8 protein-coding genes are annotated in these 14,101 nt (G+C 44.3%); all 8 read left to right on the top strand.

The window, feature by feature from the left end; genetic code table 11:
• Positions 1–110: 110 nt before the first annotated feature.
• The 8 genes from BC643_RS02865 (at position 111) to BC643_RS02825 (ending at position 14,095) form a co-directional block, all read left to right on the top strand.
• Positions 111–668, top strand: a complete 558-nt coding sequence (locus tag BC643_RS02865) for an RNA polymerase sigma-70 factor (RefSeq protein ID WP_120271659.1) — start codon at positions 111–113, stop codon at positions 666–668.
• 69 nt (positions 669–737) lie between these two features.
• Positions 738–1,754: a FecR family protein gene (locus tag BC643_RS02860; protein WP_120271658.1), complete on the top strand. Its 1,017-nt coding sequence runs from the start codon at positions 738–740 to the stop codon at positions 1,752–1,754.
• Positions 1,755–1,998: 244 nt separating this feature from the next.
• Positions 1,999–5,229, top strand: coding sequence for a TonB-dependent receptor (locus BC643_RS02855; protein WP_211337958.1), 3,231 nt, complete (start codon positions 1,999–2,001; stop codon positions 5,227–5,229).
• A gap of 20 nt (positions 5,230–5,249) precedes the next feature.
• Positions 5,250–6,827 (top strand): RagB/SusD family nutrient uptake outer membrane protein, encoded by a 1,578-nt coding sequence (locus tag BC643_RS02850; RefSeq protein WP_120271657.1) that lies wholly within the window; start codon positions 5,250–5,252, stop codon positions 6,825–6,827.
• 152 nt (positions 6,828–6,979) lie between these two features.
• Positions 6,980–8,662, top strand: a complete 1,683-nt coding sequence (locus BC643_RS02845) for an alpha-amylase family glycosyl hydrolase (protein ID WP_120271656.1) — start codon at positions 6,980–6,982, stop codon at positions 8,660–8,662.
• 237 nt (positions 8,663–8,899) lie between these two features.
• Complete coding sequence (locus tag BC643_RS02835) at positions 8,900–9,481, top strand: RNA polymerase sigma factor (protein ID WP_120271654.1); 582 nt, start codon at positions 8,900–8,902, stop codon at positions 9,479–9,481.
• Between the two features lie 65 nt (positions 9,482–9,546).
• Complete coding sequence (locus BC643_RS02830; protein WP_120271653.1) at positions 9,547–10,584, top strand: FecR family protein; 1,038 nt, start codon at positions 9,547–9,549, stop codon at positions 10,582–10,584.
• A 148-nt stretch (positions 10,585–10,732) separates the two neighbouring features.
• Positions 10,733–14,095 carry a TonB-dependent receptor gene (locus BC643_RS02825; RefSeq protein ID WP_170154434.1) on the top strand — a complete coding sequence of 1,121 codons (3,363 nt, stop codon included), beginning with the start codon at positions 10,733–10,735 and terminating at the stop codon, positions 14,093–14,095.
• Positions 14,096–14,101 lie beyond the last annotated feature (6 nt).

The raw sequence follows: 14,101 nt of genomic DNA, 5'->3' as shown, positions 1-14,101 counted from the left end.
ACAGAAATTTAATCTCGCGGGTACGTTTCCGTAATTTCTTTTTTATATTCACGCAATCTTTGCAACTGTGTCGGAGAGTCGTGTGTTATCTAATCTCATCTGTTTGTTGAATGAATCTTGTTGGCAATATCGATAAATTGCAGACTGGAAGTGAGGCTGAGTTTCGTCGGTTTTATGAAGCTAATTTTGCCTATTTTCAGTCGTTTGCTTTGGGCTTTATCAAGTCTGATGAGGTGTGCCGCGATCTTGTTCAGGATGTGTTTATTGCCTATTGGGAGAAGCACGCTGATTTTTCGGACTCCATTTCGCTGAAAGTTTACTTTTACCGGTCGATTCGCAACAAGTGCCTGAATGAATTGCGAAAGATTAAAAACACCGATACCGAGGCAGAGCAGGAAATTCAAAAACTGGCCTCTGAAGATTATCTGCTGGAGGCAATTATTGAGGAAGAAATAGCTGCTTCCATTCACCAAAAAATCGCCGGATTACCCGAGCAGGCACAAAAAATTTTGAAATTATCACTCACCGGAAAAAATAATAAAGAAATTGCCGAGTTGCTCGAAATTTCAGTTAATACAGTGAAAACCCATAAGTTAAAAGCCTATTCCGTTCTTCGGAATCAGCTAAGGGATCTTCAGTTTATCCTTCAAATTATAAGTGTAGGCTAAAATTTTCTTGTTTTCTATCACCCACTTTTTTTAGATGAGTGTTCCTTACAGAAGTAAAAGGAATACTAAATGAAAGAAAATATCCAGATATCGTTTCGAATTGCTCGTTTGATTGAGGACTACATGCAAAGTTCGACTCGCGAGATGCAGCCCGACTTACAAAAGTGGCTGGCTGAATCGGAGGCCAACAAGCAGTTGTTCGATCGCATTGTTAACGGCAGCGATTGGAACGAAAAACTCAAACGCTACGATCAGTTAAAGCAATCAACCCAATGGTCCGATCTTCAACAAAAGCGGAAAAAAGGCAAGAATATGCGTGCACTCTGGCTACGTTCTGTTCAGGTTGCTGCGGTGTTGGCTCTCACGTTGCTGGTGGGTGGGGTGGCCGGATATTTCCTTTCAAAACAAACTTCGGAGACTGCTATTGCGCAAGTGCAGCGTTATCGATCAACCAAGGGAAGCATTAGCGTGATTGAGTTGCCGGACAGCACCAAAATTTGGTTGAACTCGGATTCGGAGCTCACTTACAGTGAAGACAAGCAAACAAACCGCCGCTTGGTCAGCCTGAAAGGGGAGGCCTTTTTTGAAGTTACCCACCGGGATGATTGTCCGATGGAAGTGACTGCCGGTTCGCTCGTAATTCGGGATCTTGGAACCAGCTTCAATATTAAGGCTTATCCGGAATCGAATGTGGTGGAAACTTCACTGATGGAAGGAAAAGTAGATATTCTCTCGGACAAGCGGAAAGAGATTGTGGCGCTGGTGCCTGGGGAGATTGCCCGTTTCGACAGAGACAGCCGGAAAATGGATGTCAGCAGATTTTCCCCAAATATTGTTTCGGCTTGGAAGGATGGCAAATTTGTTATTCGCGATCAGCGGATGGAAGATATTTTCAACGAGCTCAGTCATTGGTACGATGTGACTTTTGTTTTCGAAAATCAGGAATTGCGCGATTTCCGCTACACCGGAATTATTCGAAAATCGACAACCGTCAACCAGGTTCTGAAAATGCTGAAACAGAGCACACACATTGACTATCGGGTGCAGGAAACAGCCAGTGGGAAAGACATTGTAATTATTTACTGATAATTCAAAATCATGAAAGTTCAATCCCCCAAAAAAGAAATTGCCTATGTGAATATTCCGAAATGAAAATAAAAAACCGGGCAAGCTGGACACTAACCCGGTTCGCGTTTTTTTGAGTTAAACAGGTCAAGGGAGTTTGCCGCAACCAAGACCCATTGTTACATCAACACAAAGCAAAACTATGAATAAAAAACAACATTTACCAGACAGCTCTCTGTCTGGCATGAGGAAGGTTTTTCTTGTTATGAAACTAACATCGATATTTTTATTTTTCTCGGTTATGGCTATTGCCGGGCGGAGTTATTCACAGGAAACTTCGTTTGACCTGAGTATGAAGAATGCCACGATCATCGACGTTTTCGATGAAATTGAACGCATTACCGAGTTCGGATTCTTGTTTAAAACGGACCAGCTAGACCTGGACAAACGTTATAACCTGGATTTGAAGGATGCCAACATTGAGCAACTGATGAAGAAAGTGCTCGACCCGAATGAATACAATTACCAGATCATTGACCGGAATATTGTTGTCAGCCGCGTTGAGTCGAAAACATCACAGCCTGCTCAGCAGAAAGTGAGCGGAACGGTCGTGGATTCGAGCGGGGAGGGACTACCCGGAGTTTCTGTTTTAATTAAGGGAACAACGACAGGTACCATCACCGATATTGAAGGAAAGTTCAGCTTCGACGCTCTTCCGGACGACGTGACGCTGGTGTTCTCCTTCATTGGTATGCGTGTACAGGAAGTTGCAGTTGCCGGCCAAAAGTCGCTGAATGTGGTGATGCAGGATGAAACCTTCGGAATTAACGAGGTGGTAGCCATTGGTTACGGTTCAGTTAAAAAGAAAGATGTGACCGGAGCGGTGTCTTCGCTGAAGGCAGAAGACTTTAACCGTGGCGTGAGTGTGTCTCCGACCGACCTGATTCAGGGACGAGTAGCCGGGGTGAACATTACATCGAATGGTGGTGAACCGGGAGCTGGAGTAAGTGTGCAGGTTCGCGGTGCAAACTCAATCCGTTCAGGCCAGGAACCGCTGTATGTAATTGACGGAATTCCATTGGATATTACCGATGCACAGCCCGAAGGCGCTTCAACAACCGGTGTTGGTGATGCTGCATCCAAAAACCCGTTGAACTTCCTGAACCCGGACGATATCGAATCCATCGATATTTTGAAAGATGCCTCAGCAACAGCAATCTATGGTTCGCGCGGTGCAAACGGTGTTGTTTTGGTAACAACGAAAAAAGGTAAAAAAGGACAGGCGAAAGCGACCTATTCAGGTTATACCGGTGTTTCGGTTTTGCCTCACCAGTACGATGTGCTTTCGGCTGACGAATACAATGCTGCCCGTGCTGACCTGGATTTAGCTTCGGACGACAAAGGTGCGAGCACCAACTGGCAGGATGAAATTTTCCGCACAGCCGTTACATCAAGCCACAGCCTGTCGTTGACCGGTGGCTCTGAAAACTCGAACTACCGCGCTTCTTTGGGCTATTTGAACCAGGAAGGTATCATCAAGAAGACCGGAATGGAAAAATATTCAGGCCGTTTGGCTTTTGGTGCCAAAACTTTTAATGACCGTTTGAATATTGAAATCGGCCTGACTGCTTCTCGTGTAAACGACCAACGTGCGCCGCTTGGCGAAACCGGAGGGGTTGAAGGTGACTTACTTTTGTCGGCCCTCAAACTGAATCCGACTTACCCGGTTTTCAACGAAGACGGAACTTACTACCAGCTTTCAGACCAGGTTCGCAACCCGGTTGCCATGATTGACCTGACTGATGACAACACGCAAACTGACCGTGTTTTGGGAAGTCTTTCAGCAACACTCGACATTTTGAAAGGATTGCAATACAAAGTGAATCTGTCGACAGACCAGACAAAAGCGACCCGTAAAGTAACACAGGATGCACAGCTTTCATACATGTCGGACGAAGGTACGGCTACCATCGGTAACGTGGAGCTTTCATCGAACATGATTGAAAACTACCTGATGTACAAAATGGATCTGAATGAAATTCACAAATTTGATTTCCTGGGCGGTTTCTCGTATCAAAAGTTCCGAATCTACAGCTATTACATGAGCGAGTCGGGTTTTGAAACAAGTGATATCGATAACCTGTACGACCTGACTTTGGGAAAATACACCCAGGCAACCACCGGTTCTGATATCACGGTGAACGAGTTACAATCGTTCTTCGGACGTGTAAACTACAATTTGAAAAACAAGTATTTGCTGACTGCCAACTTTCGTGCTGACGGTTCGACCAAGTTCGGTGAAAACAACAAATACGGTTACTTCCCATCGGCTGCGTTTGCATGGCAGATGAGCGAGGAAGGTTTTGTGAAAAACATTGAAGCAATTTCAAATTTGAAAATGCGCATGGGCTGGGGTATCACCGGTAACCAGGAAATTACCTCGAAAATTTCACAAGCTACTTTAGGATCGGTAACCGGTGCTGTTTTGGACGGCGGTTCAACTTTGACTCCCGGTTACACCCTGACACGTACACCGAACCCCGACTTGAAATGGGAAAAAACAACCCAATACAACTGGGGACTTGACTTTGGTTTGTGGAAAGGCCGTTTGAGCGGAACAATTGATTTGTACTATAAAAACACAACCGATGTTCAGATGGAGGTTTCAACCAAGATGCCTGCTCCAACTTCGACTTACTGGACGAACATGGACATGAACATCATCAACAAAGGTTTGGAAATCTCGCTGGATGGTGTGATCATTTCGAAGAAAGACTTCAAATGGTCGGCTAATGTGAACTTCTCGACCATCAATAACATGGTGAAAAACATGGATGTGTCGAAAATCCCGACTGGTTACCCAAGCGGCCCCGGTATCACCGGAACTCCTTCGCAATACATCATCAACAACGAACCGCTCGGAACTTTCTGGGGGATGACTTTCCTTGGATTTGATGAAAATGGCGAAAGCATTTTCGAAACCGATGAAAACGGCGACGAGGTTGAAGGAGTCATCGGTAATGCTTTGCCCGACTTCACTTACAACTTCAGCACTTCGGTTGTTTGGAAACAACTTGATTTTACATTGAATTTCAACGGTGTACATGGCAACGATATCTACAACAACCTGGCAAACATCATGGATCAAATGAGCTTGTTTTCAAGCGGTTGGAATGTGACTCCTGACGCCCTGACCCGTGGTGAATCAACCAGCAACGTACTGAACTACTCAAGCCGTTTCATCGAAGATGGTTCTTACCTGCGCCTGTCAAACGCAACTCTTGGTTATACCTTCAAATTACCTAACCAAAAATATTTCAGCCGTTTGCGCGCTTATGCTTCCGGAAACAACCTGTTTGTAATTACCAAATACAGCGGATACGATCCGGAGGTGAATACAACCCGTGTTTCAAACGGAGTACCTGCTTTGGGTATCGGGTGGACAAACTACCCGAAAGCCAGAACTTTTACAGTTGGTGTAAACGTTGAATTTTAACCCGTAAAGAAGATAGCAGTATGAAAAAAATATTCTATATAACCCTCCTGATTTTGAGTGTCGGAATCTACAGCTGTACTGATCTGGAAGAAGAAGTCCTCGACGAACAAAACGGTTCGGCTATTATTGCGGATTCCGAGAATGTAGGTATGCTGGTTGCCCCGGCCTATACTTTCCTGCGCGACTTGCAAAGCCGCGGTGCGGGCTGGTTAGCGCTGGAAACCTGTACCGATGAAGTGGCTTTCCCGACGCGTGGTGCCAACTGGAACAGCTCAGCTTACCGCAACCTGTTCACACACGATTACGATGCCTCGAACAGCTACATCAAAAATACCTGGAACAGCTACCTGATTGGTTTTGCCCGTTGTAATGTGGCCTTGTATTACATGGATCAGCTGGAAAAAACCGACGAGATCAACGAGTATATTGCTGAAGTTCGCTTTGTGCGTGTGTTGTCGATGTATTTAATGAACGACTGTTTTGGCAAAATGCCTTACCGCGAATATACGGAGTACGACTATGCGGCTGATCCGGAATATTACACCCGCGCACAGATCGTCGCAAAGATGATCAGCGAGTTGGAGGAAATTATTCCCGAGTTAGCTGAAAAAGGAGGAGTTCCTTACGGTCGTGTAACCCGCGGTGCAGCGCAAACACTGTTGGCAAAAATTTACCTGAACTACCAGGTTTATACCGGAACAGCACCTGAGTTCACAGATGGTGATACAAAATGGGACGAAACAATTTCGACTTGCGACGACATCATCAACTCTGGTTTGTATTCGCTCGCTGACGACTACTGGAAGCTTTTCCTGGCCGATAACGCCGATTACATGAATTCCACCGAAACAATTTTGCCGATTGTCTACGACTCTTCATTGGGTATTGGCGGTATTCCTTGGGTAAACATGACTTTGGACTATAACCAGGCTTTTGGTACCTATTCAACGTCGAACCTGTGGAATGGCTGCTGTACAACGCCAACCTTCTATGAAACCTGGGATCAAACAGACCCGCGTTTCTCCGATGATCGTTTGAAGTCGGTAACCGGTTTCAATCTTGGTTTGCTGGTTGGTCAGCAATACAGCACTTCGGGCGAAGCACTGGTGACTAAAGATGGTGGCCGTCCGCTGATTTTCACACCGGAGTTCAGCGTTGAAAACTCGTTGGAAGAAGAAGGGGTCCGCGTAGTGAAATATGCTCCGGATGCAGCAACTTCCTATCCGGGTGCAAGCCAAAACGACTGGAGTTACTACCGTTTGGCTGATGTTTACCTGATGCGTGCCGAAGCCAAGTTCCGCAAAGGAGATACCGGCGGTGCGTTGACGGACATCAATACCCTGCGTTCGACCCGCGGCGCAACTACCTTGAATGCCGGCGATTTGTCGCTTGAAGCTATTTACAACGAACGTGGTTACGAACTGTACTGGGAAAACTCCCGTCGTAACGACATGATTCGCTTCAACAAATATTGCGAAGCCCGCTACGAAAAAGAAGAGGTTACTGACACCTATAAAATCTTATTCCCGGTTCCGTTGACGGCTTATGATGCCGACAAAAATATTACCCAGAACCCGGGATACGACGCTTTTAATTAGTCTTTTATTGAGTTACAGGAGTTAACTGATTTATTTTTTTTGACATTTTTATTGCTGTCCTGGCCCATTAAACGGTCGGGGCAGCATCACCTTTTATTGCTCAGAAAATAGGAAACAATCGTTGCCCGAAGTGGCAATACAAAACGAAAAACATGCGAAAATTTCAAATTATAACTTTACTGTTCATTTTGTTTGTTTCATCTCTGGCGGCGCAGGATAATGGGTTTAAGCCTGTGCCGGCCTGGATGAAAGAAGCCTATTTCTACCAGATTTATCCGCAAAGTTTTAAGGATACCGATGGAGATGGAATTGGTGATATCAACGGGATTATTGAAAAACTCGACTACATACAATCTCTTGGCGTGAATGCCCTGTGGCTGAATCCCTGCTTTGAATCGGAGTTTATGGATGCCGGTTACGACGTGACGGATTTTTACAAAGTGGCGCCGCGCTATGGCACAAACGAAGATCTGTATCGTTTATTTGCCGAAGCACATAAACGCGGCATGCACGTTTGCCTTGACCTGGTAGCCGGCCACACTTCGGATAAACACCCTTGGTTTATTGAGTCGCAGAAGAAAAAGCGCAATGCTTATACCGACCGCTACATCTGGACCAACGACTCGACCATTAAACCCGACCGCTATGTTTCGGGCAAATTCGGACGCAACGGCAATTACCGCCGCAACTTCTTCGAATGCCAACCGGCTTTGAACTATGGTTTCGCCAATCCGGATCCAAGTCACCCTTGGGAACAGCCGGTAACCGCCGAAGGACCGATGAAAACCCGCGCCGAGCTGATGAAGATTATGGATTTTTGGTTGGAAAAAGGTGCCGATGGTTTCCGGGTTGACATGGCTCCGTCCTTGATTAAGAACGACCCGGATAAGGTTGAAACCAATAAACTGTGGCATGAAATCCGGAATCACATGCAGAGCAAGTACCCGGAGAGTGTGTTGATTGCGGAATGGGGTAATCCTGGTCGAGCCATTAAAGCGGGATTCATGATGGACTTTATGATACATTTGGGCCCGGACGCTTACAGTGCTATGTTCTTCAACGAAGAAGGCACTTATCCACGCGATAGCTGTTACTTCCGCCTCGATGGAAAAGGCACACCAACCGATTTTGTAAAAGTTTATATGCAGAATTTGCAGGAGGTCGGTGACCAGGGCTTTGTAAGTGTACCAACGGCCAACCACGATTTTCAGCGCCCGGCAGCCGGTTCGCGCAACACAGTCGACCAGCTGAAAGTGGCCATGACCTTCTTTATGACGCTGAAAAGTATACCGTTGGTGTATTATGGTGACGAAATCGGTTTGAAGTTCATCGATCATCTTCCGAATAAAGAAGGAAGCCTGCTCAAGGATAAATACAACCGCGCCGGAACACGCACACCAATGCAGTGGGATACCAGTGCCGGAGCCGGTTTTTCAACAGCCGATGAAAAAGACTTCTACCTGCCACTTGATTCGGCAACTTTCAGACCAAATGTGGCTTCTGAAGAAGGAGATCCTTCATCCTTGCTGAACTTTACCCGTGAGCTGATTCGACTGCGCAAAGCAACCGATGCGCTGGGCATGGATGGAGACATCAACTTTGTGTATGCTGAAAAATGTGCTTATCCGCTGGCTTATACCCGCAGCAACGAAACCGACACTTACCTGGTTGTTCTGAACCCGCTGGGCAAGGCTGCATCATGCAATATTCAACTGGAAGGTTTCGCGTCCGCTAATCCTGTTTTGGTTAAAAACATTGTGGTCAGTGCCGGGAAAACTGATTTAAAAGTGGATGCGGACGCTGTTTCGTACGGAATCTTCAAATTGGAAAAGTAAGAGTCCAGAATTGAGAACGATATGCATTAAGTTTAATAGGGCTAAAGATTTTTGGGAGAATTAGTTTAAATTGAGACCAATCCGCGAAAATCTCAAATCTAATTTTCGTTACAGGTTCAACATTTGTGTTGGGCCTGTTTTTTTTGCCCTTAACATTGTGATGCATTTTTGAAACTCTATCCGTTAAAAGTTCGATAATTTTATAGTTTTGTAATAGCCGAAAACAATTGACGATTGATGGATAGGAATGAAGATCGTGAAAATGTTGAATTACTAAAGTCAGGTGACATTTCAGCATTTTCCACATTATTCAAGAAATATTCAGAACGACTTTATGCGTTTGCTCTTAGTATCGCTAAAGAGCCTTATATCGCTGAAGAGATTACCCAGCAGGTATTCCTGAAGGTATGGGAAAAACGCCCGGAAATTAATGAGTATCTTTCTTTTAAATCCTTTTTATTTTCGATTACATATTCCGAGACCATTTCCTGGCTTCGAAAAGATACAGCGGAGAAGCGTAAAATGAGCCGTTGGGGGGAGAACAGTTCCTTTGAGTCAGAGGAAACAACGCATACCGTTGAATTTAATAACATCGAGTCGTTGGCAAACGGAATCATAGACGAATTGCCGGAAAAGCGCAAAGAAATTTTTAAACTGAGCAGGGAACAAGGCTATTCGTACAAAGAAATTGCGCAAAAACTAGGGTTGTCTGTTAAAACAGTTGAAAATCAGGTTTCTGCTGCGTTGAGGACAATTCGGGAAAAGCTTGGCGAGGACAAAATTATTTCGATTTTGTACTATTTTTTAATTAGTCAGTAATTTTTTTTTGGTTCGGATAGGGGTAGGGGCTTATTCATTTCGTAGTAGGTATGTAAAAAGACCAAATGAATATAGAACCTAACGATATAAGACGCTTTTTAGAAGGTAAAACTACGCCTGAAGAGTCGAATAAAATAAAACAGTGGCTATCGGTTCCTCAGAATGAAGCTGTCGCCCGAATGATTTTGGGTGATCTGTGGACAAATAATGAAATCCATTTAAAAGGGCAGAAGCCAGACTTCGACACGATGCTCCTGAAAACCAAATTCAGGATTCCAACCGATTCAATCAACCAGATTAATAAGCATTCTCGGTCGAATGTAAACAGATTTATCCAGCTGTTTTATCGGGTGGCGGCCGTCTTAATCTTACCATTGATGCTGTTTACAGCTTATTTGTATTTCCAAAAGCCGGTTGTTCCGGTCTCTCCTTCTGCCGAAAATGCCGGTTTCGGAATTCGGGAAATTTACACCAAGCCCGGTACGCGAACAAGTCTTCAATTAGCCGATGGGACGAGAGTTTGGTTAAATGATGGGACGACGTTTCGTTATCCTGAACAATTTACAGGTGCCAAACGAGAAGTTTATGTTGACGGTGAAGCCTATTTTGAAGTTGAAGCGGATAAGCAACACCCGTTTGTTGTGAATAATCCGATGATGAAGACTCTTGTCACCGGTACCCATTTCAATGTGAATGGCTACAGTAAAGACCAGTTTTTTGAAGCTACACTTTTGGAGGGAAAAATACAGCTCGAAAGTAAGTCAGGAAACGCAGAGTTGTTACCGGGTGAACAACTGCAATTTAATGTTGATGCTAAAAAGATGGTCCAACGTGAAGTGAAAAGCAGCAGTGCAATTGGTTGGATTGATGGCCGCTTGATTATTCAGAATGAACGATTGGAATTGGCTCTGAAAAAGATAAGCCGTTGGTACAACATTGATATTGTGATGGATGACAAAAGTATCAGCGACTATGAGTTAACCTGTACATTGGAAAACGAGAAAGTAGACCAGTGTATGAATCTTATTTCGAATGCCTTGCAAATACGTTATCGGGTTGAGAAAATCGACAACAAAAAACGAATTCATTTATTGAAGAAATAAAGAAGAAGCCTGCAGTGAATCTTGCACATTCACAACAGGCTACAAGTGTTTATTAAATAAAATAATACAGATCAAATTTATGAAAAAAAAATGTAAACCCATTTCCCAGGGAGGGATACCTCTTTGGATTCGGAAAACACTGTTACTTATGAAATTCACATGTCTTTTGGTCTTGCTGACTGTATTCCAGTCATTCGCCGTAAAAACGGCTGCGCAAGGCACGCAGATCTCTGTCGACATGAAAAACACGACGATGGAGAATATTTTTCAGACTATCGAAGAAGAATCAAGCTACTACTTTCTGTACAGCAGAAGTGTTATCGATGTTACCAGAAAAGCTGATCTGAAGGTTGACAACGCAAATATTCAGCAAGTTCTGGAGCAACTTTTTAACGGCACCGATATTAACTATAAAATCGAGGGCCGCCAAATTGTACTGACAAAGGATAACGAAACAGGTTCTCAACAAGTGCTAACCGTTACAGGTACGGTTACCGATGTAAACGGACTTGGTTTACCGGGGGTAACTGTCGTTGTAAAAGGAACGACTAATGGTATGGTGACTGATTTTGATGGTAACTATACCCTTTCGAACGTTGCCGGAGATGCGATTCTTGTATTCTCATTTGTGGGGATGCAAACCCAAGAAGTTCCGGTTGCCGGAAAATCGTCTATTTCAGTTGTTTTGGAAGAAGAAACCATCGGCATTGAAGAAGTTGTTGCTGTTGGTTACGGCTCAATGAAAAAAAGTGATTTGACCGGTTCAATCAGCTCAGTTTCTGCTGAACGTATCGCTTCTGTAGGTACCTCCTCAGTAATGGGAGCGTTGCAGGGAGCATCTGCCGGGGTCGATATCACCACAAACTCAACTCGTCCGGGAGCTGGCTTTTCGATCCAGGTACGTGGTCAAAACTCGCTCAACAGCGGCGATCCGCTATACGTGGTCGATGGTATTATTGTCGACGACATCGACTTCCTGAACCCATCGGATATTGAAAAAATTGATGTGCTGAAAGATGCTTCTTCTACTGCCATCTACGGTTCACGTGGTTCAAACGGGGTTGTAATTGTCCAAACAAAAGGCGCTTCGGCTGCAAAATCAAAATTATCGATCTCTTATGATGGTTACTATGGCGTACGCGAAATCACCCGTATTCCGGATTTTATGGATGGTCGCGAGTGGACTGATTTCCGTACATCTCGCTATTACACATGGGACGAAACGAACCAAACTTATACCTTAACCAGTTCAAACAAGACTGCTGTAACGCAGAATTCAACGATTGTTAACCAAGCCCTTTACGACCAAAAATATACCGATTGGTTGGGCCTGGGAACTAAAAATGGTTCACAGCAAAACCACTACGTGAACATCTCGGGCATGGCTCAAGATATTTCTTATAACATTGGTGCAGGTTACCAAAAAGAAGAGGGTAACTTTCTGGAAGAGAAGATGGATAAATATGTGTTCAAAGGCTCGATTAATCACAAAGCCAGCAAGTATTTTTCTACCGGAGCAAACTTTACCATGTCTCACCAAATTGTGAATACTGGTTCTCAATATGGATACCGGGATTTGATGCGTATGCCAGTTGTTCTTCCGGCATATGATGAAGAAGGTAATCTGATTGAACAACCGGGTATTAAAGCTTCTATTAATGGTGACGGTAACTTCACATCATCAGCAAACCCATTGATCGAAATTCAATCCGGTTCACATGAAACTCGTCGCTTTGACATTCTGGGTAGTGCGTTCGTTGAAGTTCGCCCAATCGAAGGTTTGAGCATTAAGTCAACATTCTCGCCCCGTTTTAACAGAACCCGAATTGGCTATTACTATGAGGCCAACTCAAACCGTTCTGTAAGCCAGGCGGAAAACGATAATCAAGAGTCTTTTGACTGGACGTGGGATAATGTGGTTAACTACAATCGTCGATTCAATGTTGATCACAACCTTAATTTCACGTTCATTCAATCGGCATATAAAACGAGATACGAATACCTGTCAATTTATGCGGAAGATTTTGCATACGATTCAGGCTGGTATAACATGCTGGGAGGTACGATCGGAACAGGAAATTCAGAGAGTGGCTATAGCCAAACATCAATGCTTTCTTTTGCAGCTCGTGCTAATTACGACTATGCCGGTAAATACATGGTTACCGGTACCGTACGTTATGACGGTAGTTCAAAGTTGGCCGACAAATGGGCAGCTTTCCCATCTGCAGCCTTGGGCTGGCGTGTATCTGAAGAGCCATTTATGCAAGACGTTAGATGGTTGTCAAACTTAAAAGCGCGTTTGAGTTTTGGTTATTCCGGTAACAACAACATTAGTGCATACAGCACTATGCAGACTCCGAATACCGATTCAACAGTTTATTATGACTTTGATGGAACTGTTGTTAGCGGATTTGGAGTGGGTTCGCCTGTGAATACTGCGTTAACATGGGAGAGAACCCGCGAATGGAACTTTGGTTTCGACTTTGGTTTGTTCAATAACAAGGTGAACGGTGCTGTTGATCTTTACGACAAACTATCGGATGGGTTGTTGATGAGCCGCACGCTGACGATCGAGTCTGGTGTTGACGACATGACAGATAACATCGGGTCAGTGAATAACCGAGGTATTGAAATCACGGTCAATACCGTCAATATTGAAAATACTGACTGGCGCTGGACAACGTCTTTCACTTTTGCAAGTAACCGAAACGCGATTCGCAGTTTGTACGGTAAAAAAGAAGACGTCGTGAATGAAGCTCGTTTTATCGATGAGCCAATCAATGTTATCTACGATTATAAAGTTAATGGCGTATATAACTACGCCGACTGGTCTGCGATGTCATCCGACGAACGTAGTGCAATGGGTGCCGACAGACCTGGTTATGCCAGAGCTATTGATACTGACAAGGATGGTGAAATGACTACGGACGACAAAGTAATTTTAGGTTCGATTGACCCGTCATGGACAGGAAGTGTTACTTCAACTTTAAGCTATAAGAAACTCGACTTATCATTCAATATTTACACTCGGCAGGGTGTATTTGTAAACGACCGGTTCCTGCAGGAATTCGGACCATCAGCGAACAGCCAACGCGGACGTCCAAAAGTAAATATGGATTACTATGTACCCGGAGGAGTTCCTCGTGCTGACTGGAGTACCTTCGATATTGATGATTCTGGTCAACCTTGGATGACTTGGACAACCTCAGAAGAAAATGCGGATGCGAAAATGCCGTTGTACGGGTACACGGGGAATTTCTACGGAAGTAATGGTAGTTATCAGGACGCTTCTTTTGTGAAAGTGCGGAATATTACTCTCGGTTATACTTTCGACAAAACGTTGATTAGCAAAGCACATTTGTCTTATGCTCGTATCTATTTGAATATCCTGAACCCATTCACGTTCACTGATTATGTCGGATGGGATCCGGAATACGCAACAACAACCTTGCAAAACGGTAACGGTCCTTCAACAGTTACTTATCAAGTAGGTCTAAACCTTAAATTTTAATGATTG

The organism is Mangrovibacterium diazotrophicum (genome assembly GCF_003610535.1).
In the GTDB taxonomy this organism is placed as follows: Bacteria; Bacteroidota; Bacteroidia; order Bacteroidales; family Prolixibacteraceae; genus Mangrovibacterium; species Mangrovibacterium diazotrophicum.
Note: the sequence above shows the minus strand (reverse complement) of the source record. Positions and strands in the feature narration are given on the sequence as shown.

Excerpts from the sequence above, each read along its gene's own strand:
- BC643_RS02865 (WP_120271659.1), top strand. The coding sequence starts at position 111 with ATGAATCTTGTTGGCAATATCGATAAATTGCAGACTGGAAGTGAGGCT.
- BC643_RS02860 (WP_120271658.1), top strand. The coding sequence starts at position 738 with ATGAAAGAAAATATCCAGATATCGTTTCGAATTGCTCGTTTGATTGAG.
- BC643_RS02855 (WP_211337958.1), top strand. The coding sequence starts at position 1,999 with ATGAAACTAACATCGATATTTTTATTTTTCTCGGTTATGGCTATTGCC.
- BC643_RS02850 (WP_120271657.1), top strand. The coding sequence starts at position 5,250 with ATGAAAAAAATATTCTATATAACCCTCCTGATTTTGAGTGTCGGAATC.
- BC643_RS02845 (WP_120271656.1), top strand. The coding sequence starts at position 6,980 with ATGCGAAAATTTCAAATTATAACTTTACTGTTCATTTTGTTTGTTTCA.
- BC643_RS02835 (WP_120271654.1), top strand. The coding sequence starts at position 8,900 with ATGGATAGGAATGAAGATCGTGAAAATGTTGAATTACTAAAGTCAGGT.
- BC643_RS02830 (WP_120271653.1), top strand. The coding sequence starts at position 9,547 with ATGAATATAGAACCTAACGATATAAGACGCTTTTTAGAAGGTAAAACT.
- BC643_RS02825 (WP_170154434.1), top strand. The coding sequence starts at position 10,733 with ATGAAATTCACATGTCTTTTGGTCTTGCTGACTGTATTCCAGTCATTC.